General features: G+C 71.2%; 29 protein-coding genes. 11 read left to right on the top strand and 18 right to left on the bottom strand.

Annotated elements, in window-relative coordinates:
- Window positions 1-92 precede the first annotated feature (92 nt).
- Window positions 93-1,355 carry a GNAT family N-acetyltransferase gene (locus tag ACZ3I3_RS29385; RefSeq protein ID WP_467370029.1) on the bottom strand — a complete coding sequence of 421 codons (1,263 nt, stop codon included), beginning with the start codon at window positions 1,353-1,355 and terminating at the stop codon, window positions 93-95.
- 74 nt (window positions 1,356-1,429) lie between these two features.
- The gene (locus ACZ3I3_RS29380; protein ID WP_467370028.1) at window positions 1,430-2,062 is read right to left on the bottom strand and encodes an RsiG family protein; all 633 of its coding nucleotides are present in this window, start codon (window positions 2,060-2,062) and stop codon (window positions 1,430-1,432) included.
- A 212-nt stretch (window positions 2,063-2,274) separates the two neighbouring features.
- Between ACZ3I3_RS29380 and dtd the strand changes: the two genes are divergently transcribed.
- Complete coding sequence (dtd, locus tag ACZ3I3_RS29375; RefSeq protein ID WP_010036184.1) at window positions 2,275-2,700, top strand: D-aminoacyl-tRNA deacylase; 426 nt, start codon at window positions 2,275-2,277, stop codon at window positions 2,698-2,700.
- A gap of 19 nt (window positions 2,701-2,719) precedes the next feature.
- Here dtd and ygfZ read toward each other — a convergent pair whose 3' ends face one another.
- The 6 genes from ygfZ to ACZ3I3_RS29345 form a co-directional block, all read right to left on the bottom strand.
- Entirely contained in the window at window positions 2,720-3,685 is a 966-nt protein-coding gene (gene ygfZ, locus ACZ3I3_RS29370) for a CAF17-like 4Fe-4S cluster assembly/insertion protein YgfZ (protein ID WP_467370026.1), read from the bottom strand.
- A 10-nt stretch (window positions 3,686-3,695) separates the two neighbouring features.
- On the bottom strand, window positions 3,696-4,133 hold the full coding sequence (locus tag ACZ3I3_RS29365) for a Fur family transcriptional regulator (protein WP_086602096.1): 438 nt from the start codon (window positions 4,131-4,133) through the stop codon (window positions 3,696-3,698).
- A gap of 16 nt (window positions 4,134-4,149) precedes the next feature.
- Window positions 4,150-4,725 carry a heme-binding beta-barrel domain-containing protein gene (locus ACZ3I3_RS29360; protein WP_010036187.1) on the bottom strand — a complete coding sequence of 192 codons (576 nt, stop codon included), beginning with the start codon at window positions 4,723-4,725 and terminating at the stop codon, window positions 4,150-4,152.
- Window positions 4,726-4,943: 218 nt separating this feature from the next.
- A complete protein-coding gene (locus ACZ3I3_RS29355; protein WP_467370024.1) occupies window positions 4,944-5,783 on the bottom strand; it encodes a hypothetical protein in 840 nt (279 codons plus the stop codon).
- Window positions 5,780-6,619 (bottom strand): hypothetical protein, encoded by an 840-nt coding sequence (locus ACZ3I3_RS29350; protein ID WP_467370022.1) that lies wholly within the window; start codon window positions 6,617-6,619, stop codon window positions 5,780-5,782. Before ACZ3I3_RS29350 ends, ACZ3I3_RS29355 begins: the two co-directional genes overlap by 4 nt.
- Entirely contained in the window at window positions 6,616-7,374 is a 759-nt protein-coding gene (locus ACZ3I3_RS29345; RefSeq protein WP_467370020.1) for a hypothetical protein, read from the bottom strand. Before ACZ3I3_RS29345 ends, ACZ3I3_RS29350 begins: the two co-directional genes overlap by 4 nt.
- Before the next feature lie 102 nt (window positions 7,375-7,476).
- Here ACZ3I3_RS29345 and ACZ3I3_RS29340 point away from each other — a divergent pair, with 102 nt between their 5' ends.
- Window positions 7,477-7,839, top strand: a complete 363-nt coding sequence (locus tag ACZ3I3_RS29340) for a DsrE family protein (RefSeq protein WP_467370018.1) — start codon at window positions 7,477-7,479, stop codon at window positions 7,837-7,839.
- On the opposite strand, the gene ACZ3I3_RS29335 is transcribed toward ACZ3I3_RS29340, so the two are convergent.
- The 9 genes from ACZ3I3_RS29335 to ACZ3I3_RS29295 form a co-directional block, all read right to left on the bottom strand.
- A complete protein-coding gene (locus tag ACZ3I3_RS29335; RefSeq protein WP_467370017.1) occupies window positions 7,833-8,219 on the bottom strand; it encodes a VOC family protein in 387 nt (128 codons plus the stop codon). The two genes, ACZ3I3_RS29340 and ACZ3I3_RS29335, sit on opposite strands and share 7 nt — an antisense overlap.
- Window positions 8,220-8,242: 23 nt before the next feature.
- Complete coding sequence (locus tag ACZ3I3_RS29330; protein ID WP_356927801.1) at window positions 8,243-8,503, bottom strand: DUF3099 domain-containing protein; 261 nt, start codon at window positions 8,501-8,503, stop codon at window positions 8,243-8,245.
- Between the two features lie 86 nt (window positions 8,504-8,589).
- Complete coding sequence (locus tag ACZ3I3_RS29325; RefSeq protein WP_010036201.1) at window positions 8,590-8,877, bottom strand: DUF1416 domain-containing protein; 288 nt, start codon at window positions 8,875-8,877, stop codon at window positions 8,590-8,592.
- Between the two features lie 43 nt (window positions 8,878-8,920).
- Complete coding sequence (locus ACZ3I3_RS29320; protein WP_307176040.1) at window positions 8,921-9,766, bottom strand: sulfurtransferase; 846 nt, start codon at window positions 9,764-9,766, stop codon at window positions 8,921-8,923.
- 136 nt (window positions 9,767-9,902) lie between these two features.
- Window positions 9,903-9,983 (bottom strand): putative leader peptide, encoded by an 81-nt coding sequence (locus ACZ3I3_RS29315; protein ID WP_350310325.1) that lies wholly within the window; start codon window positions 9,981-9,983, stop codon window positions 9,903-9,905.
- A 205-nt stretch (window positions 9,984-10,188) separates the two neighbouring features.
- A complete protein-coding gene (locus tag ACZ3I3_RS29310; protein ID WP_467370013.1) occupies window positions 10,189-10,926 on the bottom strand; it encodes an LmeA family phospholipid-binding protein in 738 nt (245 codons plus the stop codon).
- Window positions 10,927-11,371: 445 nt separating this feature from the next.
- Window positions 11,372-12,487, bottom strand: a complete 1,116-nt coding sequence (locus ACZ3I3_RS29305) for a hypothetical protein (protein WP_467370011.1) — start codon at window positions 12,485-12,487, stop codon at window positions 11,372-11,374.
- 2 nt (window positions 12,488-12,489) lie between these two features.
- Window positions 12,490-12,744, bottom strand: a complete 255-nt coding sequence (locus ACZ3I3_RS29300) for a MoaD/ThiS family protein (RefSeq protein WP_391111796.1) — start codon at window positions 12,742-12,744, stop codon at window positions 12,490-12,492.
- 38 nt (window positions 12,745-12,782) lie between these two features.
- On the bottom strand, window positions 12,783-13,634 hold the full coding sequence (locus tag ACZ3I3_RS29295; RefSeq protein WP_467370009.1) for an alpha/beta hydrolase: 852 nt from the start codon (window positions 13,632-13,634) through the stop codon (window positions 12,783-12,785).
- Window positions 13,635-13,806: 172 nt separating this feature from the next.
- Between ACZ3I3_RS29295 and ACZ3I3_RS29290 the strand changes: the two genes are divergently transcribed.
- From ACZ3I3_RS29290 to ACZ3I3_RS29265, 6 genes are all read left to right on the top strand, one after another.
- Entirely contained in the window at window positions 13,807-14,586 is a 780-nt protein-coding gene (locus ACZ3I3_RS29290) for a winged helix-turn-helix transcriptional regulator (protein WP_467370007.1), read from the top strand.
- A gap of 138 nt (window positions 14,587-14,724) precedes the next feature.
- Window positions 14,725-15,747, top strand: a complete 1,023-nt coding sequence (locus tag ACZ3I3_RS29285; RefSeq protein ID WP_467370005.1) for a LacI family DNA-binding transcriptional regulator — start codon at window positions 14,725-14,727, stop codon at window positions 15,745-15,747.
- A gap of 100 nt (window positions 15,748-15,847) precedes the next feature.
- Window positions 15,848-16,840, top strand: coding sequence for a S1C family serine protease (locus ACZ3I3_RS29280; protein WP_467370003.1), 993 nt, complete (start codon window positions 15,848-15,850; stop codon window positions 16,838-16,840).
- A gap of 27 nt (window positions 16,841-16,867) precedes the next feature.
- The gene (locus ACZ3I3_RS29275; RefSeq protein WP_467370001.1) at window positions 16,868-17,083 is read left to right on the top strand and encodes a hypothetical protein; all 216 of its coding nucleotides are present in this window, start codon (window positions 16,868-16,870) and stop codon (window positions 17,081-17,083) included.
- Between the two features lie 117 nt (window positions 17,084-17,200).
- Window positions 17,201-17,938 (top strand): response regulator transcription factor, encoded by a 738-nt coding sequence (locus ACZ3I3_RS29270; RefSeq protein ID WP_467369999.1) that lies wholly within the window; start codon window positions 17,201-17,203, stop codon window positions 17,936-17,938.
- Window positions 17,935-19,407, top strand: a complete 1,473-nt coding sequence (locus tag ACZ3I3_RS29265; RefSeq protein WP_467369997.1) for a HAMP domain-containing sensor histidine kinase — start codon at window positions 17,935-17,937, stop codon at window positions 19,405-19,407. The genes ACZ3I3_RS29270 and ACZ3I3_RS29265 overlap by 4 nt, the downstream gene beginning before the upstream one ends.
- 48 nt (window positions 19,408-19,455) lie before the next feature.
- Here ACZ3I3_RS29265 and mshD read toward each other — a convergent pair whose 3' ends face one another.
- On the bottom strand, window positions 19,456-20,382 hold the full coding sequence (mshD, locus tag ACZ3I3_RS29260; protein ID WP_467369995.1) for a mycothiol synthase: 927 nt from the start codon (window positions 20,380-20,382) through the stop codon (window positions 19,456-19,458).
- A 143-nt stretch (window positions 20,383-20,525) separates the two neighbouring features.
- Between mshD and ACZ3I3_RS29255 the strand changes: the two genes are divergently transcribed.
- The 3 genes from ACZ3I3_RS29255 to ACZ3I3_RS29245 all read left to right on the top strand — a co-directional run bounded on the left by ACZ3I3_RS29255 (window position 20,526) and on the right by ACZ3I3_RS29245 (window position 24,852).
- On the top strand, window positions 20,526-22,340 hold the full coding sequence (locus ACZ3I3_RS29255; protein ID WP_467369993.1) for a bifunctional metallophosphatase/5'-nucleotidase: 1,815 nt from the start codon (window positions 20,526-20,528) through the stop codon (window positions 22,338-22,340).
- A 58-nt stretch (window positions 22,341-22,398) separates the two neighbouring features.
- Window positions 22,399-23,679 (top strand): LmeA family phospholipid-binding protein, encoded by a 1,281-nt coding sequence (locus ACZ3I3_RS29250; RefSeq protein ID WP_467369991.1) that lies wholly within the window; start codon window positions 22,399-22,401, stop codon window positions 23,677-23,679.
- 150 nt (window positions 23,680-23,829) lie between these two features.
- Window positions 23,830-24,852: a glycoside hydrolase family 5 protein gene (locus ACZ3I3_RS29245; protein WP_467369989.1), complete on the top strand. Its 1,023-nt coding sequence runs from the start codon at window positions 23,830-23,832 to the stop codon at window positions 24,850-24,852.
- Window positions 24,853-24,860 lie beyond the last annotated feature (8 nt).

Below are 24,860 nucleotides of genomic sequence, written 5' to 3'. Positions count from 1 at the left end.
ATCCATCATGGGGCTCCCTTCCGGAGGGGAGCCGGGAGCCCCGGCAGCTCGCTACGGATACGAGGTCCCTGTCGTCGGCGGAAGGGAGCGGCTCAGAACATGTCCGGGCACCAAGGCCGCCTGGACGTACGCAGCAGGGCGTCGGCCTTCCGGGCGGCGCCCGCTCGTTCTTCATCGACCCGGCCCAGCGCCGCCAACCGCACCGCCGACTCGTCGCCGAGCCACAGCGCCCCCAACTCGCCCAGCCCGAGCGTGACGTCCGCGCTCTGCGTGGTCGGCGTACAGGACGCCCCGGCGGCCGAGGCCTCCAGCCGGTAGCGCCCGCCGGTCAGACCGTCCACTCCGGCGACCTCCAGCACCAGCGTCCCCTCGCCCTCGTACGTCCGCGCCTCGAGCGCCCGTGTGACGTCGAGGATCCGCACCCACAGCCAGTCCGCCAGCGTGGTGATCCTGGCCGCCCGCGGATCCGGCAGCAGGAACGGGAGCAGGTCGTCGGGCGCCCGCCAGCCGCTCTTGACCGTCACGACCCAGTCGATGGAGCACAGGTACTGCCACAGGGCGCGCTCCGCGGCCGGTGTCGCGCCGAGCAGCCACTTCACGGTGGCCGTGTTCAACGGCTGCTTGGCATCACCCCAGTGGTCGTCGACCTCGTAGGCGGCCATGCCCTCGACCTCGCCGGACGCCGAGCGGTACACGGCGAAGAAGGGCAGCTTCCACGACGGGTCGAACCGCAGGGCGCCGGTGTTGAGCTTCCACCACACCTCGTCGCGGGTGATGACACCGGGCTGGGTGCGGCGCAGCCGCTCGTGCAGCTCCGGGCCGAGCTTGCGGACGTCCTCGCCGTCCACCAGGTCGATCCGCCCGCCGTCCGCCGGGCCCGCCCAGCGGGCGTCGAGACCGGCGCGCGGCACGTCGACCGTCCACTCCGACATCCAGGTCGCCGGCCCGAAGCCGTACCGGCCGTAGATCGGGTACTCGGCGGCGATCAGCGTCGCGACGACGTCCCCGCGCTCCTTCGCGGCCGCCAGGTCCCGCGCCATCATCCGGCTGAGCAGCCCGCGGCGGCGGTGGGTGGCGGTGACGGTGACGCCCGAGACGGCGTCGGCCGGGACGCTCGCCCCGCCCACGGCCGTGACCTCCTGGTCGAAGGACTTGAAGGTCGCCACACACCGGCCCCCGTCGAAAGCGCCGAGGTTACGGCCGGGGACGAACTGCCGGCGACGCCCCTCGATCTCCTCCTCGGACAGGGCCTGCGACCGCAGGAAGCCGGTACTCAGGGCACGCAGCCAGTCGGCGAACTCGGCTTCGGTGATGGGGCGTACGTCGATGCCGTCGGTGCGGGGAGTGGCGGTCATGGCATCACGCTAGGCGGAGGGCCGGTCGGTGTCGCGTAAATATCCGACCGGCCCTCCCCGGACCCCCGAGCGACTCACACGAGCAGGTCGTCGACCTGGGCCTCCCCCTCGCGGTACCGGCGCGCGATCTCCGTGCTGCACTCGTCGGCCGTGCGCTGGAGCCGCTGCCGCCGCCGGGAGACCTGCTGCTCGTAGCGCACGAGCCGCCCCATGGCGGTGTTCAGCTCCAGGTCCGTCCGGGCGTCCAGGTCGGACAGCTCGACCTCGGCGAGCATCTCCGCGGCCAGCTGCCGGTACTCCTCGCCCTGCGGCGTCCCCAGGGTCAGATGACGGGCGGAGGAGCGGTGCCGGGCCGGGGCGTCCCGCAGGATCTCCGCGAGCCGCTCGACCACGGACGCCTCCGCGGGACCGGCCACCGAGGCCGCGCCCACCGGGGTGCGCCGCGTCAGCTCCGCCCGCAGGATGTCGATCCGCCCCTGGAGCAGCCGTCGCAGGTAGCTGAGGTCGGCTTCGTCGCGCTGGGCCTCGCGGCGCAGCGTGCGCAGCGCGGGCAGGCTCAGCGCGGCCAGCTCGCGTTCGGGTGCGTCCGAGGGCAGCGGCGGGCTGTCGGTGCGCTGTGTGGGCGGCCGGTGGTACTCCGCCGCCCCGGCCCCCGTGTGGCTGGACCAGACGGCCCCCAGCGGATGTCCGGTACTGGATGTGCTCATGTGCCTCAACCGTCCCCTCGACCGGTGTGTGAAAGCATCGTGCCACCCCAAGTGGCCGCTATGGGAACGAGTGCCCCCGATAGACCCCAGATGGGCGGTTAAGCAGCAAAATACGGCCGTGCGCGGCCTGTTGGCGCCCAGTGCAAACCACCCTTTCGGGCCACGCGCGAACCGCCCGCGGCCCTGACATCACCTCCCGGCATGATGGACGTATGCGAGCAGTGGTGCAGAGGGTCGACGGCGCGAGCGTCGTCGTGGACGGCGAGACCGTAGGGGCGATCGAGGGCGAGGGGCTGTGCGTCCTCGTCGGCGTCACGCACGAGGACACCAAGGAGAAGGCGGCCCAGCTGGCCCGCAAGCTCTGGTCGGTCCGCATGCTGCACGACGAGAAGTCGTGCAGCGACATCGACGCCCCGCTCCTGGTGATCAGCCAGTTCACCCTGTACGGCGATGCCCGCAAGGGCCGCCGCCCCACCTGGAACGCGGCCGCCCCCGGCGATGTCGCCGAGCCGCTCGTCGACGAGGTGGTCGCCCAGCTGCGCTCGCTGGGCGCGACGGTGGCCACGGGCCGCTTCGGAGCGGCGATGCGTGTATCACTGACGAACGACGGCCCGTTCACCGTGCTGATCGAGATCTGACCCGAAAGAACGACAAGCCTTACGGCTCGACGACGACTTCCTGGGCCGCGGCCGTGTCGCCGGCCACCAGCGGGGCGTCCACGGCCACGTTCCTCTTCACCAGGGCGAGGGCGACCGGCCCCAGCTCGTGGTGGCGTACGGAGGTCGTGATGAAGCCGATCTTCCGGCCGTCGGGACCGTCGTCCGCGAGCCGGAGCTCGGTGCCGGCCACCGGCAGGTGGACCTCGCTGCCGTCCAGGTGCAGGAAGACCAGCCGGCGCGGCGGCTTGCCCAGGTTGTGCACCCGGGCGACCGTCTCCTGGCCCCGGTAGCAGCCCTTCTGGAGGTGCACCGCCGAGCCGATCCAGCCCAGCTCGTGCGGGATGGTGCGGTGGTCGGTCTCGAAGCCGAGCCGGGGCCGGTGCTGCTCCACGCGCAGCGCCTCGTAGGCGAGGATCCCGGCGGGCGGCCCGGCCTGCCCGGCGTACGCCTCCAGGTCGGTGCGGGGCAGGAACAGGTCCCGGCCGTACGGCGTCTCCCGTACGGCCACGCCCTTCGGCACCTCGGCGATGGAGCCGGCCGGCAGGTGCACCACCGCGATGTCGGCCGTCCGGTCGGCGACCTCGACCCTGTAGAAGAACTTCATCGACTCCAGGTAGGCGATCAGCGCCTCCTGGGTGCCCGGCTCCACATGGGCCCAGACGGTCTCGCCGTCGTCGACGAGGTAGAGGGCGTGCTCGATGTGGCCGTTCGCGGAGAGGATCAGCGCCTCGGTGGCCTGGCCCGCCGGGAGGTCGCTGACGTGCTGGGTGAGCAGCAGGTGCAGCCAGGCGAGCCGGTCCTCGCCGGTGACGGTGACGACCCCCCGGTGCGAGAGGTCCACGAAACCGGTGCCGTCGGCGAGGGCACGCTGCTCGCGGAACAGATCGCCGTAGTGGGCGGCGACGCCTTCGTCCACGCCCTCGGCGGGGACGGCGCCGGGCAGGGTCAGCAGGGGGCTCTTCATATGCGTAAGCCTACGACTCGGTAGTTGAAGCCTTGAGAGTGCAGTCCTCGCACCGGCCGAAGATCGCGAAGTGCTTCATGTCGGTGTCGAAGCCGAACGTCTCCCGCAGCTTCGCGGTGAACTCGGCGGCCACGGCCACATCCGCCTCGATGACGTTCTGGCAGTCACGGCAGACCAGGTGGAGGTGGTGGTGCCGGTCCGCGAGGTGGTACGTCGGCGCGCCGTGCCCCAGATGGGCGTGGCTGACCAGGCCGAGCTCCTCCAGCAGCTCCAGCGTCCGGTACACCGTGGAAATGTTGACCCCCGACGCCGTCTTCCTCACTTCCACGAGGATGTCGTCGGGGGTCGCGTGCTCCAGGGTGTCCACGGCTTCGAGCACGAGTTGCCGCTGCGGGGTCAGCCGGTAGCCGCGCTGCCGCAGATCGCTCTTCCAGTCGGTGCTCACCACACCGGCCAGTCTAGAACTACTTGAAGAAAGCGATCCCGTCGTCCGGCATGTCGTCGGGCAGGGCCTTCGCCCAGCGCTCGACTTCCTCCGGGGTGACGACCTTCTTCAGGTGGGCCGACATGTAGGGGCGCAGCTCGACCTCGGGGGTCTGCTTCTCGCCCACCCACATCAGATCGCTCTTGACGTAGCCGTAGAGCCGCTTGCCGCCGGTGTACGGCTGGGAGGCGGCGGTGCGGGCCACCGCGTCCGTCACGAGGTCGATCTGCGGCTTCTTGTCGGCCAGCTCGCCGTACCAGATCTCGATGACGCCGTCGTCGCGGGTCATCGTCACCTCGACCTTGCGCTCGGCGTCGATCCGCCAGAAGCCGTGCTCGGACTCCAGCGGCCGGACCTTGTTGCCGTCCTTGTCCAGCACCCAGCTGTGGGATCGGTACTCGAGGAAGTCCCGGCCGTCGTGGGTGAAGGCGACCTCCTGCCCGAAGTTGCACTTCTCCGAGCCGGGGAAGTCGTGCACTCCGGCACCGGCCCAGTTGCCGAGCAGGAAGGCGAGCGGGACGAGGTCTTTGTGGAGGTCGGACGGGATCTCGATCATGAGAGGTTCCTAGACGTGGGTCAGCGCTGGCCCTGGTACAGCTTCTTCACGGTCAGTCCGGCGAAGGCCAGGACGCCGACGGCGACCAGGACCAACAGGATTTCGAAGAAAAGCTCCACGGGGTGCTCCTTGAGCGGGGTGCGGATGTGTGCGCAGGGCCGGGCCCAGCTTACGCGGCCGGGGCCCGGGCCTTGCTGTGAGGTAGCCCCGGGCGGGAGTCAGCCGAGCAGCTGGCCCTGCAGGGTCACCGTCTGCTGGAAGGGCACGGCCCGCGCACCGCCCTTCCGGGACTGCACGACCAGCGCGAGGGTGTCACCGGCGGCGAGGTAGGCGTGGCGGACCTGTTCGCCGCCGTACGGCCGGGCCTCGTCGTAGACCACGCTCTCGATGTCGTCCACCACGGCCTCGTCGGGGAACGTCTTGTCGCTCGCGGACGTCCCGGCGCCGCGCAGGGGAAACTTCGGCGCGCTGTAGGGGGCGAGGTAGGGCGCGAGCAGCCCGTCGACGACGGCCGCGGTGTCGAACCTGAGCAGGTAGATCCGCGTGCGGGTGCCATCCGGCATCGTCCAGCCGCGGGCGGCGATGTGCCGCAGACCGTGGTCGGTGAGGTGCTGCCCGAGTTCCTCGCGGTCGTCCTTCGCGGCGTACTCCGCCAGGAAGTCCTTCTTCGCCGCCCAGCCGGCCGAGCCCCGCAGCGCCTTGTCCTCCCTGGCGCCCTCCGGAGCGGGCAGGAGGAGGGCACGCGGGTCGGCGTGGTGCGTGCCGGCCGTGTTCGCCTCGGCGAAGGGGCCCGGACTGCCGGAGGGCAGCGGCGGGCGGGTGAGCACCGGGTACTCCCAGCGCCCGTCCGGCTCCGTCGCGAGCCCGGGGACATCGGTCCGGTCCATGCGCGTGATGCCGAACGCCGTGGCCGCGCCGACCGCCGCGCAGACGGCCACCGCGGCGGTCCAGCGCAGGACGGCCCGCAGGACCCGGCGGTCCTTGCGCACCGGGCCCGACGGCACGTCCGGCCGCATCTCGGGCACGGCCGGAACGGCGATCTGCTGCTGCTCGGTCATACCGCCTCCCCAGGCTCCGCTATACGGTCGAGCTGCTCGCGCAGCAGCATCGCGGCCCCCTTGGTGTCGAGTGGTTCCGCGCCGGCCGCGACGGCGGTGACCAGGACGTTCCCGACGTGGGCCGAGCAGTACATCGTCTCCAGGTCCCCGTCGGCGTCCTTCGGCGGCAGGAAGCAGTGGACGTTCTTGTGGCCCTTGATCTCCGGACCCTTGCGGAAGGCGCCCAGGGCGTCGACGACCGCGCTCCGGAAACGTGAGGCGTCCCGGACTGCGGCCCTGTTCTCCATCTGGGCGAGCTCGACGCGCACCGTGTAGGCGTCGTCGGTGTAGGCGTCGGAGAGCTTGGTGGTGCTGAGGTAGCTGCGCATGGCGATGCCGGTGATGCGCAACCGGTCGACCGCCTTCTCCAGCCGCTTGCGCTGGGTGCGCGGCAGGCCGCTCAGGGACTCCTTGCGCAGGGCCGTGGCCTGCTCCCCGCTCAGCGCGGCGTCCGAGCCGTACTCACCGAGGTCCGGGCCGCGCCCCCACCCGTTGGCCCCGGGGGCCCCGTACGGCACGAGCATGCCGGCGAGCCCGGTGGGAGCGGCCTTCTCCTCCGCCTCGGCCTTGGTCTTGTTCCGGGGAAGCGTCCAGACCGGGGCGCCCGCGTCCCGGTCGGCGCCGTTCACGGCCACGACGGTGTAGCCCGCGCCGCCGGCGACGGTGACCGCCAGCAGGACGGACGCGGTGACGGCGGCGACACGGCCACGGCGTACGGGCTGCTTCTGCGGCTCGGGGACGGGCTCGGACACGGCCGTCGACTCCGCCGGCTCCACCGGCTCCAATGTGTCGCTCACAGCCGCTCCATCTGCCGCTCGGCCAGGTTCATGATCTTCGCCTTGGGAATCGGCTTGGTGTCCGTCAGCCAGATCTCCACGGCGATGTCACCGCGCCAGGCGTGTGCCTCGGCGGTGTACACCGGCACGTAGCCGGGCTCGGTCTCGGGCCGGTTATGGACGTAGGCCCGGCCGTCCCCGGTGCCGGGCACGGCCCAGCTGTCGGTGCCGCCCTCGGCCTCGGCCCAGTACTGGCTGTTGCCGGTCCTGTCGACGGCGGTAAGCACCTCTTCCTGCCGGTACTGCACCAGGCGGATCTCCACCTGGTACGAACCGTCGACCCGCCAGCCGGTGACGGCAGCGCGCCGGAACTCGTTGCTGACGAGCTCACCGAACATCTCGCCCGGCTTCTTGTAGTAGGCCGCGTAGCCCGCGAGGTCCAGCCAGCCTTCGTCGCCCATCAGATACCCGGCGTCCCGCGCCCCGCGCGGCTTCTTCAGCAGCAGCTTCCGCAGGTCGCCGTCGGTCTTCACACGCCTGTCCCGCGCGGCCGACAGCGGCTCGGGGCCGTCGCCCGTGGCCTGCGCGAGCGACGGCTGCGCGAGCGGGGGCAGCTTCGTGGGCGCGCGGTCCACCTGCACGAGGTAACCGGCGCAGGTGCCGGCCACCAGTCCGAGCACGGCGGCGGCACCGATCAGCGCGGCCGTACGCCGCCCACGGCGACGGGGCCCGGGCTCGGCCTCGGACTCGGCGGCCACTTCTTCGGGTACTTCCAAGACGTCCCCCCACAGAACGTGAAGCGCGCATTCCGTATGCGCGCGCACAGGAGACCTTCAGGCAGTGCCCGGAGTTGTAGGCGCGTTGATTACGATTCGGCCATGGCGAAAAAGCTCGTGATCAAGGTGACGGCGGGGGCCGATGCCCCCGAGCGGTGTTCCCAGGCGTTCACGGTGGCGGCGGTGGCCATGGCGAGCGGCGTCGACGTCTCCCTGTGGCTGACCGGCGAGTCCGCCTGGTTCGCCCTGCCCGGCCGCGCCGCCGAGTTCGAGCTGCCGCACGCGGCCCCGCTCCCCGACCTGCTCGACTCGGTCCTGGCCGCCGGCCGCGTCACCCTGTGCACGCAGTGCGCGGCCCGTCGCGAGATCACGGAGCAGGACGTCCTCGAGGGCGTCCGCATCGCCGGCGCCCAGGTCTTCGTCCAGGAGGCGATGGCGGAGGACGCCCAGGCGCTCGTCTACTGAGACGCCTGCGCGGCCTCCGTGTACAGGCAGAAGGGGTGGCCCACCGGGTCCAGGAGCACCCGGACGCCGTCCTGCGGCTGGTGCTCGGCGAGCCGCGCGCCCTCGGCCAGGGCCCGTGCGGTCTCGGCTTCCAGGTCGTCGACCTCGATGTCGAGGTGGATCATCATCTGCTGTCCGTCCGGCGTGCTCGGCCAGACGGGCGGCCGGTAGGCGGGCTCGGTCTGGAAGGACAGTCCGGTACCGCCGTCCGGCGGCCGGATGTGCACCCAGTCCTGCCAGTCCTCCCCGCGCCACACCCGCCACCCGGGCAGCAGCCGCAGATAGAAGGCGGCCAGCTCACGGGCGTTCGGGGCGTCCAGAGTCGCCGCCGTCAGGCGCACAGTCGCGCTCCCCCCTCGTCGGTTCAGTACCGGCGCTTCTTGCCGTCCAGCTCGTCCCACCACTCGTCGCTCTTGGGGTCGCCGGAGGGGTCGTCCCACCAGCGGTCGTCCGGGCCGCGCCGGTTCGCGACCATCGCCGCGACGGGCGGGATGACCATGGCGACGACGCACATCCCGACGGCGACGGGCATGGACCACAGGCGTACGACGCCCCAGGCCAGGACGAAGAGGGCGATGCAGCCGCCCATCATCGCGAAGTACGTGCGCCGCCGTCGTGCGTACATACGACCAGCGTAGGTCCGGGCAGGCCGAAGGGCCGCACCCCAGGCGTCCAACCCGTGGGATGCGGCCCTTCGTGGCACTGTCGCCGTCAGACGGCGATCGCGACCTCCGCCAGGCCGCCCTTCTGGGCGACGACCGTGCGGTCGGCGGTGGCGCCGGGCACGAGGGCACGGACGGTCCAGGTGCCCTCGGCCGCGTAGAAGCGGAACTGTCCGGTCGCCGAGGTCGGCACCTCGGCCGTGAACTCGCCGGTCGAGTCCAGCAGACGCACGTAGCCCGTCACGGGCTCGCCGTCCTTGGTCACCTGACCCTGGATGGTGGTCTCACCGGGCTTGATCGTCGAGGCGTCCGGGCCGCCGGCCTTCGCTCCACACATGTCGTACTCCTGAAGAGAGGTCTTGAGAGGTCGGTCGGTTCGCTTACTTGTTGGCGCCGAGCTCGATCGGCACGCCCACCAGGGAGCCGTACTCGGTCCAGGAGCCGTCGTAGTTCTTGACGTTCTCCACACCGAGCAGCTCGTGCAGCACGAACCAGGTCAGCGCGGAGCGCTCACCGATGCGGCAGTAGGCGATGGTGTCCTTGGCCAGGTCGACGCTCTCCGCGGCGTAGAGCTCCTTGAGCTCCTCGTCCGACTTGAAGGTGCCGTCGTCGTTGGCGTTCTTGGACCACGGGATGTTGCGGGCGCTCGGCACGTGGCCGGGGCGCTGGGACTGCTCCTGCGGCAGGTGGGCCGGGGCGAGCAGCTTGCCGGAGAACTCGTCGGGGGACCGCACGTCGACCAGGTTCTGCGAGCCGATGGCGGCGACGACGTCGTCGCGGAAGGCACGGATGGACGTGTCCTGGGCCTTGGCCTTGTAGTCCGTCTTCGGACGCTCCGGCACCTCGTCGCCGGCGACCAGCTCGCGGGCGTCGAGCTCCCACTTCTTGCGGCCGCCGTCGAGGAGCTTGACGTTCTCGTGGCCGTACAGCTTGAAGTACCAGTACGCGTACGAGGCGAACCAGTTGTTGTTGCCGCCGTACAGGACCACGGTGTGGTCGTTGGCGATGCCCTTCTCCGACAGGAGCTTCTCGAAGCCCTCCTGGTCGACGAAGTCACGGCGGACCGGGTCCTGGAGGTCCTTGGTCCAGTCGATGCGGATCGCGTTGCGAATGTGGTTCTTCTCGTAGGCGGACGTGTCCTCGTCCACCTCGACGATGGCGATGGTCGGGTCGTCCAGGTGCTCCTGGAGCCAGTCGGCGTCGACCAGGACGTCGCTGCGGCTCATGCTCTTTCTCCTCCGGGGCAGTTACGGCGGGGCGTGCGAGGTCTGCGGGGCGCGCCCATGACGAGGGCGGCGCACGGGTGCCCTTGGTGCAGGGCGGCGGGGATGCGCGCGTCGGCGCATGGGCCGACGCGGTCGCTCAGAAGGTGCGACAGAGCATGGCGGCGACGCGGCACAGGTCTACTGCCCGCCGCTTCGTGAGATCCGCCTGTCGCTTCATGCCGTCGATCGTAGGGACGGTCAGGCACGCGTGTCACCGGTGTGTCGCATGCTGAGATGAGAAAATCCACGATGTGGGATCGAGGAGGTTCGAGGAGGCGTCGGGCACGGCTTGTGCCCGAATGTATCCGCCGTCACATCTGAGCTACGGACGTCACCGTCTCGCCCACCGGACAGCCCAGGTCCCGGTCCGTCCGGCGCCTTTCCTACCCGGCCAGGCGGACGTTGGAACCCTTCACCGTGATCTCGACGCCGTTCGGCGCGGCCTGGACCTTGTCCAGCTTGATGCCGCCGGGCAGGCCGTCGATCTTCTGCTGGAAGTCGGTGATGGCCCGGACCCGGGACTCGGCGATCTCGACGCCGCCGAACTTGGGCAGACCGTCGGCCTTCACCCGCACGGTGCCGTCGATCACCGTCACCGAGCTGAGCACGGAGACCGGTTCGGGCAGCTTGGTGCCGAGGACGGTGGCCTCGACGGTGACCTTGATCTTGCCGTTGCCGCCGTCGGAGAGGCCGACGACGTTGGCGGTGACGCCCGGGGCGACCTGGGTGGGCTCGGACTTGGCCGTCTTCAGCAGCTCGTCGTAGGCGATGGTCGCGGTGCCGGTGGCGCTGGTGGCGGTGGCGGAGCTGTAGTCGCCGGAGAACTCGACGCCGCGCATGTCGGCCCGGAGGTCGTCGATACGGATCTTCTCGGCGCCGTTGCCCGCGGCGGCCTCGTAGTTCGTGATGCCGACCTCGATGTCGTCCAGGGAGCCGCCGACGACCTGGGTGAGGAACGGGAAGCCCTTGATGGACACGTCCGGGGTGGCGGAGAGGTTCTCGGTGGCCTTCAGGCGGTCGGCGGCCTCGCCCTCGGCGAAGTTCACGGCGACGCGGTCGGCGATCACGAAGAGCCCGCCGAAAATCACGACGACGATCAGCAGTATTCGCAGTGCGCGCATGCGGTGTTTCCCCCACCTAGGCGGTTGGACGGCGGTCCGGTGTTCGACGACCGAGCGGCCGTCCTTGCGTGAGGGTAACTCCGTGGGGGGCGGGGGCTCCGGGTTTGTCGATCATCTGTGACAGCTCGGACGCTCGGCGTCGATGCCCGGGCCGGGTGGGTCCGCAGCCCGGCGTGGCGGGGTGCCGCTGCGCCCACCCGTGCCGCCCCAAGCGGCACGACTGCCCGCAGCTAGGCGGGACCAGCGGCCCGCAGCGCGGCGGCCTGCGGCAGCTGAGCCACGACGCACCCGCAGGCGCCGACGCACGGAAGGGGACGTGTCGGGGGGTGTCCGCCCGCAGCGGTTGGCGCGTCAACAGGGAGTGAGTCGGTACGCAACCCCATCGCGCCGTTCCGAGGACGGACACCCCCCGGCGCGGCCCCGACCCACCATCCGGCGTCAGGCGCTAGTCCAGGGCCCGCCCGAGTACATAGACCACCGGGGCCGCTGCAGACAGGGGCAGCGCCACGCCCGCCGTGAAGTGGACGAAGCGGGACGGGTAGTCGTAGGAGGCGACTCGGTGGCCGATGAGGGCGCAGGCTGCCGCGCCCGCGCCCAGGAGGGCCCCCGACGTGCCCAGGCCCGTCAGCGAGCCGGCCGCGACGCCGCCGCCCGCACCCGCGAGCAGCGCCACCACCACCGACGCCGGGGTCGGCAGCGGCAGGGCGCGGGCCAGGACCGCGACCGCCACCGCGATCGCGCCCACGGTCACCGCGTCCGCCTCGGCCGCGAGGTACCCGCCCGCCACGATCGCCAGCGCCGACGCCGCGACCGTCGCCATCAGGCCGTACATCCGCTCGTCCGGGTCGGCGTGCGACCGCAGCTGGAGCACCAGCGCCAGCAGCACCCACACCCCGAGCGTGCCCAGGATCGCCGAGGGCGAGCGGTCCGACGCGAGCAGCGCCGCGTCCGCGGCCAGCGCACCCGCGAAGCCCAGTGCGATGCCCTGCCGCGCCGGCCACATCCCGTTCAGCCGGAACCAGCCCGCCGCGGTGACGGCCTGGAGGACGACGAGCGGCACCAGCAGCGCGTACGTGCCGACCGCCGCCGCGCCCGCCAGCAGCAGCCCCAGCAGCGCCGTCAGCGCGGCCGGCTGCATCCCGGGCTCGATGATCGGCGACCGGCCCTCCGCCCGCGCCCGCTGCGCGTCCGTGATCCGAGGGTTCCCGGCGACGGTGGCCGGGCCGTACTCGGCGGAGGAAGCAGGGGAGGAAGCAGGGGCGGGAGCAGGGGTGGCAGCAGGAGCGGGAGCCCCGTGCCCCTGCGGCGGCAGATACGCCGTCTCCTCCGCCGCCGTCACCTGCGCGGACACCGGCGACTGCGTCTGCGTCTCCCAGGTCTGGCCCTGCCACTGCTGCGTGTACTGCTGACCGGCGTACGGGTCGTCGTACCCCTGGTGCCCCTGCTGGTACCCCTGGTGCCCGTGCGGGTACCCCTGCTGCCCCTGCGGGTACGCCTGCTGCCCGTAGGGGTCGTAGCCGTCGTAGCCCTCGTACGGCTGGTTGGTCGGCTGGTCGGTCATCGTCACCCTCCTGCGAACGGCGGGAGCACCTCGACCGTGCCGCCGTCGGCCAGCCGTACCGTCTCATGTCCGCGGGTGCCCACGGGGTCACCGTCCACGAGGAACGAGCACCGCCGCAGCACGCGCTCCAGCTCGCCGGGGTGTCGCGCACGTACCCCGTCGAGCGCCTCGGCGAGCGTGACCGCCTCGTACGGCTCCTCGGCCACCCCGGCCGCGGCCTTGGCGGCGGCCCAGTAGCGCACCGTGACCTTTGGCATCTGCTTCCTCGTTCTGCTTGTCGGTGAACCCCGTCAGGCTAGCCCGCCCGGCCCACCACCCACTCCCCGATCCGGCCCAGCAGTTCATCGCTCGCCGCGTTCTCGGCATGCCCCATGCCCGGCTCCAGCCACAGTTCGCCCTGGTCGGCGGCGGCCGCGGCCAGCATGCGGGGATGGTCGACGGGGAAGTAGCCGTCGGCGTCGCCGTGCACGATCAGCAGGGGCGTGGGCGCGATCCTCGGCACCGCCTCCACCGGCGAGAGCGGGACCGGGTCCCAGTCGCGGTGGTGGATGCGGGTGCGCAGGCCGTAGCGGCTCACCACCCGGCCCTCCGGGCGCGTCACCAGCCAGTGCAGCCGGCGCATCGGGGCCGTCCCCCGGTAGTACCAGCGGGCCGGCGCGCTCACCGACACCACCGCGTCCGTCTGCCGTGGGTGCAGCGCCGCGTGCCGCAGCACCACCGAGCCGCCCATGGAGAAGCCCACCGTTCCCACGCGCGCGTGCCCGAGCTCCCGGGCCCACCCCACCGCCGCCGCCAGGTCCAGCACCTCCCGGTCCCCGACCGTCGACCGCCCGCCGGAGGCCCCGTGGCCCCGGAAGGAGAACGTGACGACGGCCCCGTAACGGGCGAAGGTCCGCGCCACCCGTCGTACGTGCGGACGGTCCACCGCACCGGTGAAGCCGTGGGCGACGACGAACACGGGGTGATCGGCAGGCGATCGTGAGGTGTCGTATACAACCGCACCCGGGTCGTATACGGCGTCGATGGCCACGCCGTCTGACGTGCGCAGAAAGGCCCGCGTTTGCGGCCGCACAGGCGTTCCCCGGGTCGTCTCGGAGTGCGGACGAACGGTGGAACGCGCCACATGACCTGCCGGACCAGTGCTCATGTGGGCTATTCTGCTGGGCAGAGGACTCGGGCAGCGTAGCCCCCGGGTCCTTTTGTGCTTTCGGAAGCGTTGTATACGACGCGGGAAACCGCAGGTGTACGGGGCCTTCGGGATCGCAGAGCTGTGCTGTGCCAACAAACGTCCTCGCAGGGACCGAGGAGGAACCAGACGTATGAGTTCTCTGCTGCTCCTGACCAACGCCCTCCAGCCGTCGACGGAGGTGCTCCCCGCCCTCGGTCTGCTCCTGCACAACGTGCGAGTGGCCCCCGCGGAGGGCCCCGCCCTCGTCGACACCCCCGGCGCCGACGTCATCCTCGTCGACGGCCGCCGCGATCTGCCGCAGGTCCGCAGCCTGTGCCAGCTGCTGCGCTCGACCGGGCCCGGCTGCCCACTCGTCCTCGTCGTCACGGAGGGCGGTCTCGCGGCCGTCACCGCCGACTGGGGCATCGACGACGTCCTGCTGGACACCGCCGGACCGGCGGAGGTCGAGGCGCGCCTGCGCCTGGCCATGGGCCGCCAGCAGATCGTCAGCGACGACTCCCCGATGGAGATCCGCAACGGCGACCTGTCGGTCGACGAGGCGACGTACTCCGCCAAGCTCAAGGGCCGGGTCCTCGACCTCACCTTCAAGGAGTTCGAGCTCCTGAAGTACCTCGCGCAGCACCCCGGCCGCGTCTTCACGCGCGCCCAGCTGCTCCAGGAGGTCTGGGGCTACGACTACTTCGGCGGTACGCGCACGGTCGACGTGCACGTACGGCGGCTGCGCGCCAAGCTCGGACCCGAGCACGAGTCGCTGATCGGCACCGTCCGGAACGTCGGTTATCGATTCGTTACGCCGGAGAAGGTGGAGCGCGCCGCCGAGGAGGCGAAGGCCAGGGCGGCCAAGGAAATTCCGGACAACGCGGACGAGTCGGCCGATCTGGACGCCGCTGAGTCGCGCAGCAAGGCGTAAAGAGGCGTATTGCGGTGCCCACCTGGGCATCGCTTTCCGCACGGAACGCGCCGGCGTCCCCCGGACGGCGGTCGGGATATCGTACGGAAGCTCCTTTACGCCCTGCCCAGAGCGGGTATATCCGCGTAGACTCCGCGCGTGGCCAAGGTGACTCGGGATGATGTGGCGCGGCTGGCAGGGACTTCCACTGCCGTGGTCAGCTATGTCATCAACAACGGACCCCGGCCGGTCGCCCCGGCCACGCGCGAGCGTGTCCTCGCCGCGATCAAGGAACTGGGGTACCGGCCCGACCGCGTCGCCCAGGCGATGGCGTCCCGGCGTACGGACCTCATAGGCCTGATCATCCCGGACGCGCGCCAGCCCTTCTTCGGGGAGATGGCGCACGCGGTCGAGCAGGCCGCCTCCGAGCGCGGAAAGATGGTGCTCGTCGGCAACACGGACTACGTGGGTGAGCGCGAGGTCCACTACCTGCGGGCCTTCCTGGGGATGCGGGTCTCGGGCCTGATCCTCGTCAGCCACGCGCTCAACGACCTGGCCGCCGCCGAGATCGAGGCCTGGGACGCCCGGGTCGTGCTGCTGCACGAGCGGCCCGAGGCCATCGACGACGTCGCCGTCGTCACGGACGACCTGGGCGGCGCCCAGCTCGCCGTCCGCCACCTGCTGGAGCACGGCTACGAGTACGTCGCCTGTATGGGTGGCATAGCCGAGACCCCGGCGGTCGGCGACCCGGTCTCCGACCACGTCGAGGGCTGGCGGCGCGCGATGGACGAGGCCGGGATCTCCACGGAGGGCCGCCTCTTCGAGGCCCTCTACAACCGCTACGACGCCTACCAGGCAGCCCTGAAGATCCTCTCCGGTCCCGAGCGCCCGCCCGCGATCTTCTGCTCCACGGACGACCAGGCGATCGGCCTGCTGCGGGCCGCGCGCGAACTGCGGATCGACGTGCCCGGGGAGCTGGCGGTGGCCGGCTTCGACGACATCAAGGAAGCGGCGCTGACCGACCCGCCCCTGACGACGATCGCCTCCGACCGTTCGGCGATGGCCCGCGCGGCGGTGGACCTCGTCCTCGACGACGGGCTGCGCGTGGCGGGGACCCGCCGGGAGCGGCTGAAGGTGTTCCCCTCGCGGCTGGTGGTACGGCACTCCTGCGGCTGCGGCTGACCCTGGCCCGGGGCGCCTTTATATCGGGCATACGAGGTTCTGTCGGGCTTCTCAGCATGCGCTCAGGAAGCTCTCATGGTCGGGCTCCAAGCTCTGAGACATGACCGAGAGCTTCCACCGCAGTGGCGAGTACGAGAACCCTTACGAGGGTCAGCAGCAGGCCCCGGTGAACCCCGAGTGGCCGCCTCCGCCGGCGTACGCCCCGGCACCCGCTCCCAAGAAGCGCAAGCGTGGCCCGGTCGCCCTGCTCGCCGCCGTGGCCATCGTCGCCGCGGCGATCGGCGGCGGCACCGCCTACGGCATCCAGGAGCTGACGGGCAACGACACCGTCGCCTCCAGCTCCACCAGCACCAACGTGGTGCCGTCCGCCCAGAAGGGCACGGTCGCCGGCGTCGCCAAGGCGGTCAGCCCCAGCATCGTCGAGATCAGCGCCGACTCCAATGCCGGTTCCGCCACCGGCTCCGGCGTGATCATCACGAGCGACGGCGAGATCGTCACCAACAACCACGTCGTCGCCGGTGCCTCGCAGATCAAGGTGACGACCAACGACGGCAAGTCCTACTCCGCCAAGGTGGTCGGCACCGACAGCAAGAAGGACCTGGCGCTGATCAAGCTGGAGAACGCCTCCGGCATGAAGGCGGCGACGCTCGGCGACTCCTCCGGCCTGCAGGTCGGCGACCAGGTCGTGGCGATCGGCTCCCCCGAGGGCCTGTCCGGCACGGTCACCAGCGGCATCATCTCCGCCCTCGACCGTGACGTCACCGTCCCGACCGACCAGGACCAGGGCCAGCAGCCCCAGCAGGGCGACGGGTGGCCGTTCGAGTTCGGCGGGCGGCAGTTCAACGGCGACACCGGCTCGGACACCACGACGTACAAGGCGCTCCAGACCGACGCGTCCCTCAACCCGGGCAACTCCGGCGGTGCGCTGATCGACATGAACGGCAACATCATCGGGATCAACTCCGCGATGTACTCGCCGGCGGGCAGCGCCTCCTCGTCCTCCGACGCGGGCAGTGTCGGCCTGGGCTTCGCCATACCGGTCAACACCGTCAAGGCCGACCTCGCCAAGCTGCGGGCCGGCGCCACCGACTGAGTTCCACCGGATGCGAGGAGTACGGCGATGATCCAGCAGGTTCCGCACACGGTGCCGGGGGCCGACCCGGCGGGGTTCGCGCTGGCACTGGCGGTGGCGCACGAGCTGCACGCACCGGCGACGGCGTCGGCGTCGGGGTCGGGGTCGCGAGCCCCCGAGGTGGCGACGGCCAAGGCCCGGCCCGCCCGCAAGGCCGCCGCCCGCCGAGCCGCCGCCGCCCGGCGCCGCAAGGTGCGGGGCTGATCCGGGGCTGATCCGGGGGCTGATCCTGCTCCCGGCCCGGCCCGCCGACGTGCGAGGCTGAGAGCGTCAGCGACACCCCGTCCCGCCCCACCACACCACACCCGAGGACCCCGACCCATGAGCCCCGCAGACGGCGACCGTGACCCCCAGCGCATCCTGATCGTCGACGACGAGCCGGCGGTACGCGAAGCACTCCAGCGCAGCCTCGCCTTCGAGGGGTACGGGACCGAGGTCGCGGTCGACGGCGCGGACGCGCTGGAGAAGGCGGCGGCGTACCGGCCCGACCTGGTCGTCCTGGACATCCAGATGCCCCGCATGGACGGTCTGACGGCGGCGCGCCGCATCCGCGCCACCGGCGACACGACCCCGATCCTCATGCTCACGGCCCGCGACACGGTCGGCGACCGGGTCACGGGCCTCGACGCGGGCGCCGACGACTACCTGGTCAAGCCCTTCGAACTGGACGAACTCTTCGCCCGCATCCGCGCGCTGCTGCGCCGCAGCTCCTACGCGGCGGCCGTCGGCGCGGGCTCGCCGGACGACGAGGACGTCCTCGCCTTCGCCGACCTGCGCATGGACCTCGCGACGCGCGAGGTCACGCGGGGCGGCCGCCAGGTGGAGCTGACCCGTACGGAGTTCACGCTGCTGGAGATGTTCATGGCGCACCCGCGCCAGGTCCTCACCCGGGAGCAGATCCTCAAGGCGGTCTGGGGCTTCGACTTCGAGCCGTCGTCGAACTCCCTCGACGTGTACGTGATGTACCTGCGCCGCAAGACCGAGGCGGGCGGCGAGCCGCGCCTCGTGCACACGGTGCGGGGTGTGGGCTACGTGTTGCGGCAGGGCGGCGCGGAGTGAACAAGGTCGTACGCCGGTTCCGCTCGCTGCCGATCCGGTCCCGGCTGGCGCTGCTGGTGGCGGCGGCGGTGGCGTTCGCGGTGGCGGCGGTGTCGGTGACGTGCTGGTTCATCGTGCAGGGGAAGCTGTACGACCAGGTGGACGGCGACCTGAGGTCGTCCTTCCGGACCATCGAGGCCGACGATTTCGACGCGCTGACGAAGACGTGCCCGCAGAAGCCTTCGAACACGCTCGGCGGGGCTCCCCGGCCGCAGACCTACGCGCAAGTCGTCAGGGCCGACGGCAAGGTCTGCCTGTTCAGCAGTCTGATGCCCCAGGTGAAGGTCACGGGCGGCGACAAGGCCGTCGCGAAGGACCCCGATCCCAGGACGGCCCGGCTGCGCAACGGCACGGACAGCGACGGCAACTCGGTGCGGGTGCTGACCACGGCGGTCGTCGTGAAGGACGGCCCGTTCCAGCAGGGCGTGGTCGCCGACTACGCGCTGGTCATCGCGGTCCCTCTCAAGGGCACGGAGTCCACGCTCAACGAACTGGCGCTGATCCTGCTGCTGGTGTCGGGCGTGGGTGTGGTGGGTGCCGGAGCGGCCGGCCTCGCGGTGGCCCGGGCGGGTCTGCGCCCGGTCGACAAACTCACGGAAGCCGTCGAGCACGTGGCCCGCACGGAGGACCTGGGCATCCGCATCCCGGTGGACCAGGACAGCGAGGACGAGGTGGCCCGGCTGTCCCACTCGTTCAACTCGATGACCTCCGCGCTGGCCAGCTCCCGCGACCTCCAGCAACAGCTCATCGCCGACGCCGGTCACGAACTCCGTACGCCGCTCACCTCCCTGCGCACCAACATCGAGCTCCTCACCCGCAGCGAGGACACGGGCCGTCCCCTCCCCGAGGCTGACCGCAAGGCGCTCCTCGCGTCGGTGAAGGCGCAGATGACGGAGCTGGCCGCGCTCATCGGCGACCTGCAGGAGCTGTCCCGGCCGGACACCGGCCAGCACGCGGGCCGGACGCAGATCATCGCCTGGCACGACATCGTCGACTCGGCGCTGCGGCGAGCGCGGCTGCGCGGCCCGGAACTGACGATCACGGCGGACGTCCAGCCGTGGTACGTCCGGGCGGAACCCTCCGCCCTGGAACGGGCGGTGGTCAACGTCCTGGACAACGCGGTGAAGTTCAGCCCTGAGGGCGGCACGATCGAGGTACGCCTGTCCGAGGGCGCCCTGACGGTCCGCGACCACGGCCCGGGCATCCCCGCCGACGAACTCCCCCACGTCTTCGACCGCTTCTGGCGCTCCCCGAGCGCGCGAGCCCTGCCCGGCTCGGGCCTCGGCCTGTCGATCGTGGCCCGCACGGTGCAGCAGGCGGGCGGCGAGGTGGCGCTGTCCCCGGCGGAGGGGGGCGGCGCGGTGGCGACGGTACGACTGCCGGGGGCGGCCGTACCGCCGCCGGACAGTCCGGCCTTCGCCGCCGAATAGCACGAACAGGTCAGCACGCTCGACGGGGCACAGCCGCAACCAGCGCGGTCACGTCTCCGTGCGGTACATCAGATCCACCTCGTGCGTCACGAACCCCAGCCGCTCGTACACCGACACCGCCGCCTTGTTGTCGGCGTCGACGTACAGCATCGCGGTCGGCAGTCCCCGGTCCGCCAGGTACCGCAGGCCGATCGTCGTCAGGGACTTGCCGAGGCCGCCGCCCTGGGCGCCGGGGGCGACGCCGAGGACGTACACCTCGCCCAGGCCCTCCTCGGCGTGGACCTTGGTCCAGTGGAAGCCGATGAGTTCGTCGCCGCGGAAGGCGAGGAAGAACCCCGCCGGATCGAACCACGGCTCGGCCTTGCGGTCGTCGAGGTCCCGCTGGGTGAGGGAGCCCTGCTCGGGGTGGTGGGCGAAGGCGGCGGCGTTGACGGCGAGCCAGGCCTCGTCGTCCCGGCCGGGGACGAAGGTGCGGACGGTGACGCCCTCGGGGAGGACCGGCTCGGGCGCGTCGAAGCCGGTCAACGGACGCCGCATCTGCCGCAGTTCGCGGAACAGGGTCAGGCCGAGGACCTGCGCGAGGTGCCGGGCGGCGGAGTGGCCGCCGTGCGCCCAGACCCGCAGCCGCTTGCCGGACGCGGCCAGCAGCGCGGAGCCCAGCGCCCGCCCGTGCCCCTGGCCCCGGTGCCCGGGGTGCACGACCAGCTCGGCGGCCGGCGGCTCCACCGGGTCGGTGTCCTCCAGTTGGGCGTACCCGACGAGTTCGCCGTCGACGGTGAGCAGCAGATGGACGATGCCCGCGCGTTCCCCGCCGCGCAACTGCAACCGGCCCTGTTCGGAGACGGCCTGCTGCCCGTCGGTGCCGGCGGCGTCGGCGAGCAGGGTGAGGACGGCCTCGGTCTGCTCCGGGGAGAGCGCGGCATATGTGTCGATCGAGCGGGTGCGTCCGGGCCGTGCGGTGTCGTCGCTGGTCATGCGTACGAGGGTACGGGGGACTGCCGGGAAATCGGCGGCAAGAGCAACCAGGATGTGACCACGAAAACTCTGTCGCGCTACGCGCGTTGACTCTAGGCTGCGCCGGACGACATCACTGTCCCAGCAGACCCACAGGGGGGCGTATGCCAGCCACTTCACCGGCACCGGCGCACCAGGAGCGCCGCAGACGTCGTACGAACCGTCTCGTCGCTCTCGCCGCCGGTGTCGCCACCGTCGGCGCGCTGGCCGCGGCGACGGTGCCCGGGGCGGCGTCGGCCGGAGAGAACCACGGCGGGGGCGGCCACTGGCCGGGCCGCTACCAGGACGTCCAGCTGCTGTCCTTCAACGACCTGCACGGCAACCTGGAGCCGCCCACCGGCTCCTCCGGCCGGGTCACCGACGGCACGACGGAGCCCATCCACGCGGGCGGTGTCGAGTACCTCGCCACCCATCTGCGTCAGGCCCGCGAGGGCGAGAAATACTCCATCACGGCGGCCGGCGGCGACATGGTCGGCGCCTCCCCGCTCATCTCCGGCCTCTTCCACGACGAGCCGACCATCGAGGCGCTGAACAAGCTGGACCTCGACGTCACCTCCGTCGGCAACCACGAGTTCGACGAGGGCGCCGAGGAGCTGACCCGCCTCCAGAACGGCGGCTGCCACCCCAAGGACGGCTGCTACACGGCCCAGGAATTCCAGGGGGCCGACTTCCCCTACCTGGCCGCCAACGTCCTCGACGAGAAGACGAAGAAGCCGATCCTCAAGCCCTACTGGGTGTGGAAGAAGAAGGACGTCAAGGTCGGCTTCATCGGCGTGACCCTGGAGGACACCCCGGGCGTCGTCTCCGCCGAGGGCGTCAAGGGCCTCTCCTTCAAGGACGAGGTCGAGACGATCAACAAGTACGCCAAGGTGCTCCAGCGGCAGGGCGTGAAGTCGATCGTCGCGCTCATCCACGAGGGCGGCTTCCCGGCGTCGACGTCGTACAACTACGACTGTGACGCCCCGGGCGCCGGTGACGGCATATCCGGCCCGATCGTCGACATCGCCAAGAACATCACCCCGCAGGTGGACGCGCTGGTCACCGGCCACACCCACGCCGCGTACGCGTGCACCATCAACGACCCGGCGGGCAACCCGCGTATGGTCACCTCGGCCGCGTCCTTCGGCCGGCTGTACACGGACACCACGCTGACGTACGACCGTTGGACGGGTGACATCGCCCGTACGGCCGTGGCGTCCGCGAACCACGTGGTCACCCGGACCGTCCGCCCGGCGAGCGACATGACCGATCTGATCGTCAAGTGGAACGACCTCGCGGCGCCCATCGGCAACCGCCCGATCGGACACATCTCCGCCGACATATCCAGCACCGGCACCGAGTCCCCGATGGGCGACCTCATCGCCGACGCGCAACTCGCGTACGGCAAAGTGCTCGACCCGGAGACGGACCTCGCGCTGATGAACCCGGGCGGAATCCGGGGCCCGGGCCTCACCTACGCGGCCAAGGGGACCGAGGGCGACGGTGTCGTGACGTACGCCGAGGGCTTCACGGTCCAGCCGTTCGCGAACACCGTGAACCTCCAGGACTTCACGGGCGCCCAGCTGATCCAGGTGCTCAAGGAGCAGGTGACCGGCCCGAACGCGGCGGCGCCCAAGGTCCTCCAGGTGTCGTCCGGCCTCACCTACACGCTGGACCTCACCAAGTCCGGCGCCGACCGGGTCGTCACCGACTCGATCAAGCTGGACGGCAAGGCCATCGACCCGGCGGCCACCTACCGCGTCGCGACGAACAGCTTCCTCGCGGGCGGCGGCGACGGCTTCCCCACGCTCGGCCAGGGCACGAACGACGTCGTCGGCGCCGACGACCTGACCGCGCTGGAGCAGTACCTCACGGCCAACTCCTCGGCCGCGAACCCGCTGGCCCCGCCGAAGGCGGACCGTATCGCGATCGTGAAGTAAATCGCATACAGGGGATTCAAGTTGCGGCCAGGGGCGGTGCGCATGGTCGGATGAGACGATGCGCACCCCCCACCGCATGGACATGCAAGACCCGCCCCACGACCGCACCCAGCACCCCCACGACCCCTCCGAACAGCCCCGCAGCCTCCACGAGCAGCCCCGCAACCCCTACGAGGAACTCGGCGCACTCGACGACGGCCCGCTGGAGGAGACCCCTCTGGAGGACTTCCTCGGCGCGGAGGCCGAGCAGCGGGACGAGGCGGAACGGGAGTGGTCGCCGCCCGACCACCGGCGTGGCGGCAGGCGTCGGCGGAATCGTTTCGCCGGGCTGCCGCTCGCGGTGAAGGCGGTGGTCGGCCTGGTCGTGCTCGCCGCCTTCCTCGCCCTCGGCGACCGCTGGGCCGTGCTGTACGCCGAGCACCGGGCCGCCGACACCCTCAAGGACCGGCTCGACCTCGCGGCCGCGCCCGAGGTGGAGATCGGCGGGTTCCCCTTCCTCACCCAACTCGCCGACAAGCGGCTGGAATCGGTGAAGGTGACCGTCCCGGACGTCGCCGCCGACCGGGTCTCCCTGGCGAAGGTGTCAGCCACGGCACACGACATCCGGCTGGACGCCGACGGCCTCACGTCCGTACGCGGCGCCCAGGTACCCCGGTTCGACGGGGACGTCCTGCTGTCCTTCGAGGACCTCAACCGCGAACTCGGCGCCTCCCAGGTGACGTTCACCGGCGAGGGCCGCGATCGCGTGCGGGCCGATGGCACCCTGCCCGTCGCCGGGCACGACCTGCGGCTGCGCGCCGAGGCGCGGATCCAGCGGCAGGGTGAGCGGGGCATCGCCACGGAGATCGGCGGCATGCGGCTCGACATCGGGAACCTGGCCACCTACCGCCCCGGCACCCGCGCCTCCGAGGGGCTGCATCTGACGCCCAAGGGGGCCGCCGACCTCTCCCGGGAGACCCGCAAGGCCAAGGCGCTGCTCTCGGTCCCGGCCATCGTGCAGCGGATGGGCGTCCCCGAGGCGACCGTGCGCGAGGCCCTGGCCGACGACGGCAAGCTCACCGAGCTGACCGGCTCCCCGAAGTTCGCCCGCCAGGCCGAGCGTCTCAACCTCATCGACCTGGCCCTGGACAACCCCCAGGTGCTCCGTCGCATCGGCCTCGACCCCAACCTCCTCGACGAGTTGTCCGGCCTGACCCGCCCGGTCCTGGCCGACCGGCTGGCGCTCGCGTTCGAACTGCCGAAGCCGGAGCAGGGGGACGTACGGCTGGACGACGTACGGGTGGAGGAGGACGGCATCCGAGTGCGGGTGTCGGGCTCGGAGTTGAACGTGGGTTCGTAGCCCGGCGGGTTGGGCGGTCTGCGTTCCTGATGAAATTTGGTGTGCAGATGTGTTGACCTCTGTTCGAGTCCTCTTCTAGTTTGCGGGAGCCAACGAGCCGCCGATCTGTACGCGAGGTTCGCTCGAAAGTACTGCTCAGAAGGGGACGTCGTGTCACGAAAGACTCATAGGGGGACAGCCGGCCTGGGGGCGCTGCTCGCCTGCGTCACGGCCTTCGGCGGAGCACTCGCCTCCCCGGCAGCCGCCTCCCCCACCGCCCCGCCGCCCGTCAGCGACTTCAAGGGCGTCAACTGGGCGGACCCGCGCGACAACTACGCCGACGACGCGGTCGTGCCCTCGGGCCTGTCCACCTCCGACAGCTACGCCACCACCTACGCCAAGTCCAAGGCGATCATCGGCGGATTCTCCAAGCTGGGCGCCAACACCGTCCGCCTCCCGGTCAACCCCTCCTCCGTGAACGGCCCGTTCTGGAAGTCGTACCGGGGCGCGATCGACGCCGCCACCGCCAAGGGCTTCAAGGTCATCCTGGGGTACTGGGAGGCCGACAACGCCAAGGACGGCAAGATCGACAACCAGGCGTCCTGGAACCAGATGTGGACGCGGATCACCTCCGCCTACGCCCGCAACTCCAAGGTGTACTTCGAGCCGATGAACGAGCCGTTCGGCTACACCGCCCAGGAGTGGACCGACATCGCCGCGAAGTGGGTGACCACCCACCGCAACGTGCCCCGCGACCGGATGGTGATCGGCGGGTACAAGTACAGCGAGGACGTCAAGCCGGTCTGCGCCGACCCGCGCCTCAAGGGCACCCGCATCGCCCTGCACAACTACGGGTTCTGGCACACCGACTGGACCAGCGTCGACCAGTGGAAGCAGGACTTCAAGGCACGTATCGGCGACTGCGCCTCGCGCACGATCCTCGACGAGTTCGGCGCGTCGATGACGACGGGCCTGGACTACAACGGCCCGGTCAACGGCTCCAACGAGGTCGCGTACATCCAGGCCGCGACCGACACCATCCGGGAGCTGGGCCTGGGCTCGGTCTACTGGCCCGGCCTGCGCAACGGTGACACCTACTCCCTCACCACGCTCCAGGGCACGGGCACGAACCTCAGCCTGACGGTGAACAACCAGAGCGGCCTGGACCGGCTGCACTACGCCTGGAACCAGTAGGCATGGTG

Source organism: Streptomyces sp. NPDC016851 (genome assembly GCF_055562795.1).
This window is presented reverse-complemented; position numbering and strand designations above follow the sequence as displayed.

Bases quoted from the DNA above. Each gene is read 5' to 3' on its own strand.
- ACZ3I3_RS29320 (WP_307176040.1), bottom strand. From the start codon at position 9,766: ATGAGCCGCAGCGACGTCCTGGTCGACGCCGACTGGCTCCAGGAGCAC.
- ACZ3I3_RS29385 (WP_467370029.1), bottom strand. From the start codon at position 1,355: ATGACCGCCACTCCCCGCACCGACGGCATCGACGTACGCCCCATCACC.
- ACZ3I3_RS29330 (WP_356927801.1), bottom strand. From the start codon at position 8,503: ATGTACGCACGACGGCGGCGCACGTACTTCGCGATGATGGGCGGCTGC.
- ACZ3I3_RS29300 (WP_391111796.1), bottom strand. From the start codon at position 12,744: ATGCCAAAGGTCACGGTGCGCTACTGGGCCGCCGCCAAGGCCGCGGCC.
- ACZ3I3_RS29340 (WP_467370018.1), top strand. From the start codon at position 7,477: ATGGCGAAAAAGCTCGTGATCAAGGTGACGGCGGGGGCCGATGCCCCC.
- mshD (WP_467369995.1), bottom strand. From the start codon at position 20,382: ATGACCAGCGACGACACCGCACGGCCCGGACGCACCCGCTCGATCGAC.
- ACZ3I3_RS29295 (WP_467370009.1), bottom strand. From the start codon at position 13,634: ATGAGCACTGGTCCGGCAGGTCATGTGGCGCGTTCCACCGTTCGTCCG.
- ACZ3I3_RS29250 (WP_467369991.1), top strand. From the start codon at position 22,399: ATGCGCACCCCCCACCGCATGGACATGCAAGACCCGCCCCACGACCGC.
- ygfZ (WP_467370026.1), bottom strand. From the start codon at position 3,685: ATGAAGAGCCCCCTGCTGACCCTGCCCGGCGCCGTCCCCGCCGAGGGC.
- ACZ3I3_RS29280 (WP_467370003.1), top strand. From the start codon at position 15,848: ATGACCGAGAGCTTCCACCGCAGTGGCGAGTACGAGAACCCTTACGAG.
- ACZ3I3_RS29325 (WP_010036201.1), bottom strand. From the start codon at position 8,877: ATGTGTGGAGCGAAGGCCGGCGGCCCGGACGCCTCGACGATCAAGCCC.
- ACZ3I3_RS29305 (WP_467370011.1), bottom strand. From the start codon at position 12,487: ATGACCGACCAGCCGACCAACCAGCCGTACGAGGGCTACGACGGCTAC.
- dtd (WP_010036184.1), top strand. From the start codon at position 2,275: ATGCGAGCAGTGGTGCAGAGGGTCGACGGCGCGAGCGTCGTCGTGGAC.
- ACZ3I3_RS29360 (WP_010036187.1), bottom strand. From the start codon at position 4,725: ATGATCGAGATCCCGTCCGACCTCCACAAAGACCTCGTCCCGCTCGCC.
- ACZ3I3_RS29355 (WP_467370024.1), bottom strand. From the start codon at position 5,783: ATGACCGAGCAGCAGCAGATCGCCGTTCCGGCCGTGCCCGAGATGCGG.
- ACZ3I3_RS29315 (WP_350310325.1), bottom strand. From the start codon at position 9,983: ATGAAGCGACAGGCGGATCTCACGAAGCGGCGGGCAGTAGACCTGTGC.
- ACZ3I3_RS29310 (WP_467370013.1), bottom strand. From the start codon at position 10,926: ATGCGCGCACTGCGAATACTGCTGATCGTCGTCGTGATTTTCGGCGGG.
- ACZ3I3_RS29255 (WP_467369993.1), top strand. From the start codon at position 20,526: ATGCCAGCCACTTCACCGGCACCGGCGCACCAGGAGCGCCGCAGACGT.
- ACZ3I3_RS29270 (WP_467369999.1), top strand. From the start codon at position 17,201: ATGAGCCCCGCAGACGGCGACCGTGACCCCCAGCGCATCCTGATCGTC.
- ACZ3I3_RS29275 (WP_467370001.1), top strand. From the start codon at position 16,868: ATGATCCAGCAGGTTCCGCACACGGTGCCGGGGGCCGACCCGGCGGGG.
- ACZ3I3_RS29380 (WP_467370028.1), bottom strand. From the start codon at position 2,062: ATGAGCACATCCAGTACCGGACATCCGCTGGGGGCCGTCTGGTCCAGC.
- ACZ3I3_RS29290 (WP_467370007.1), top strand. From the start codon at position 13,807: ATGAGTTCTCTGCTGCTCCTGACCAACGCCCTCCAGCCGTCGACGGAG.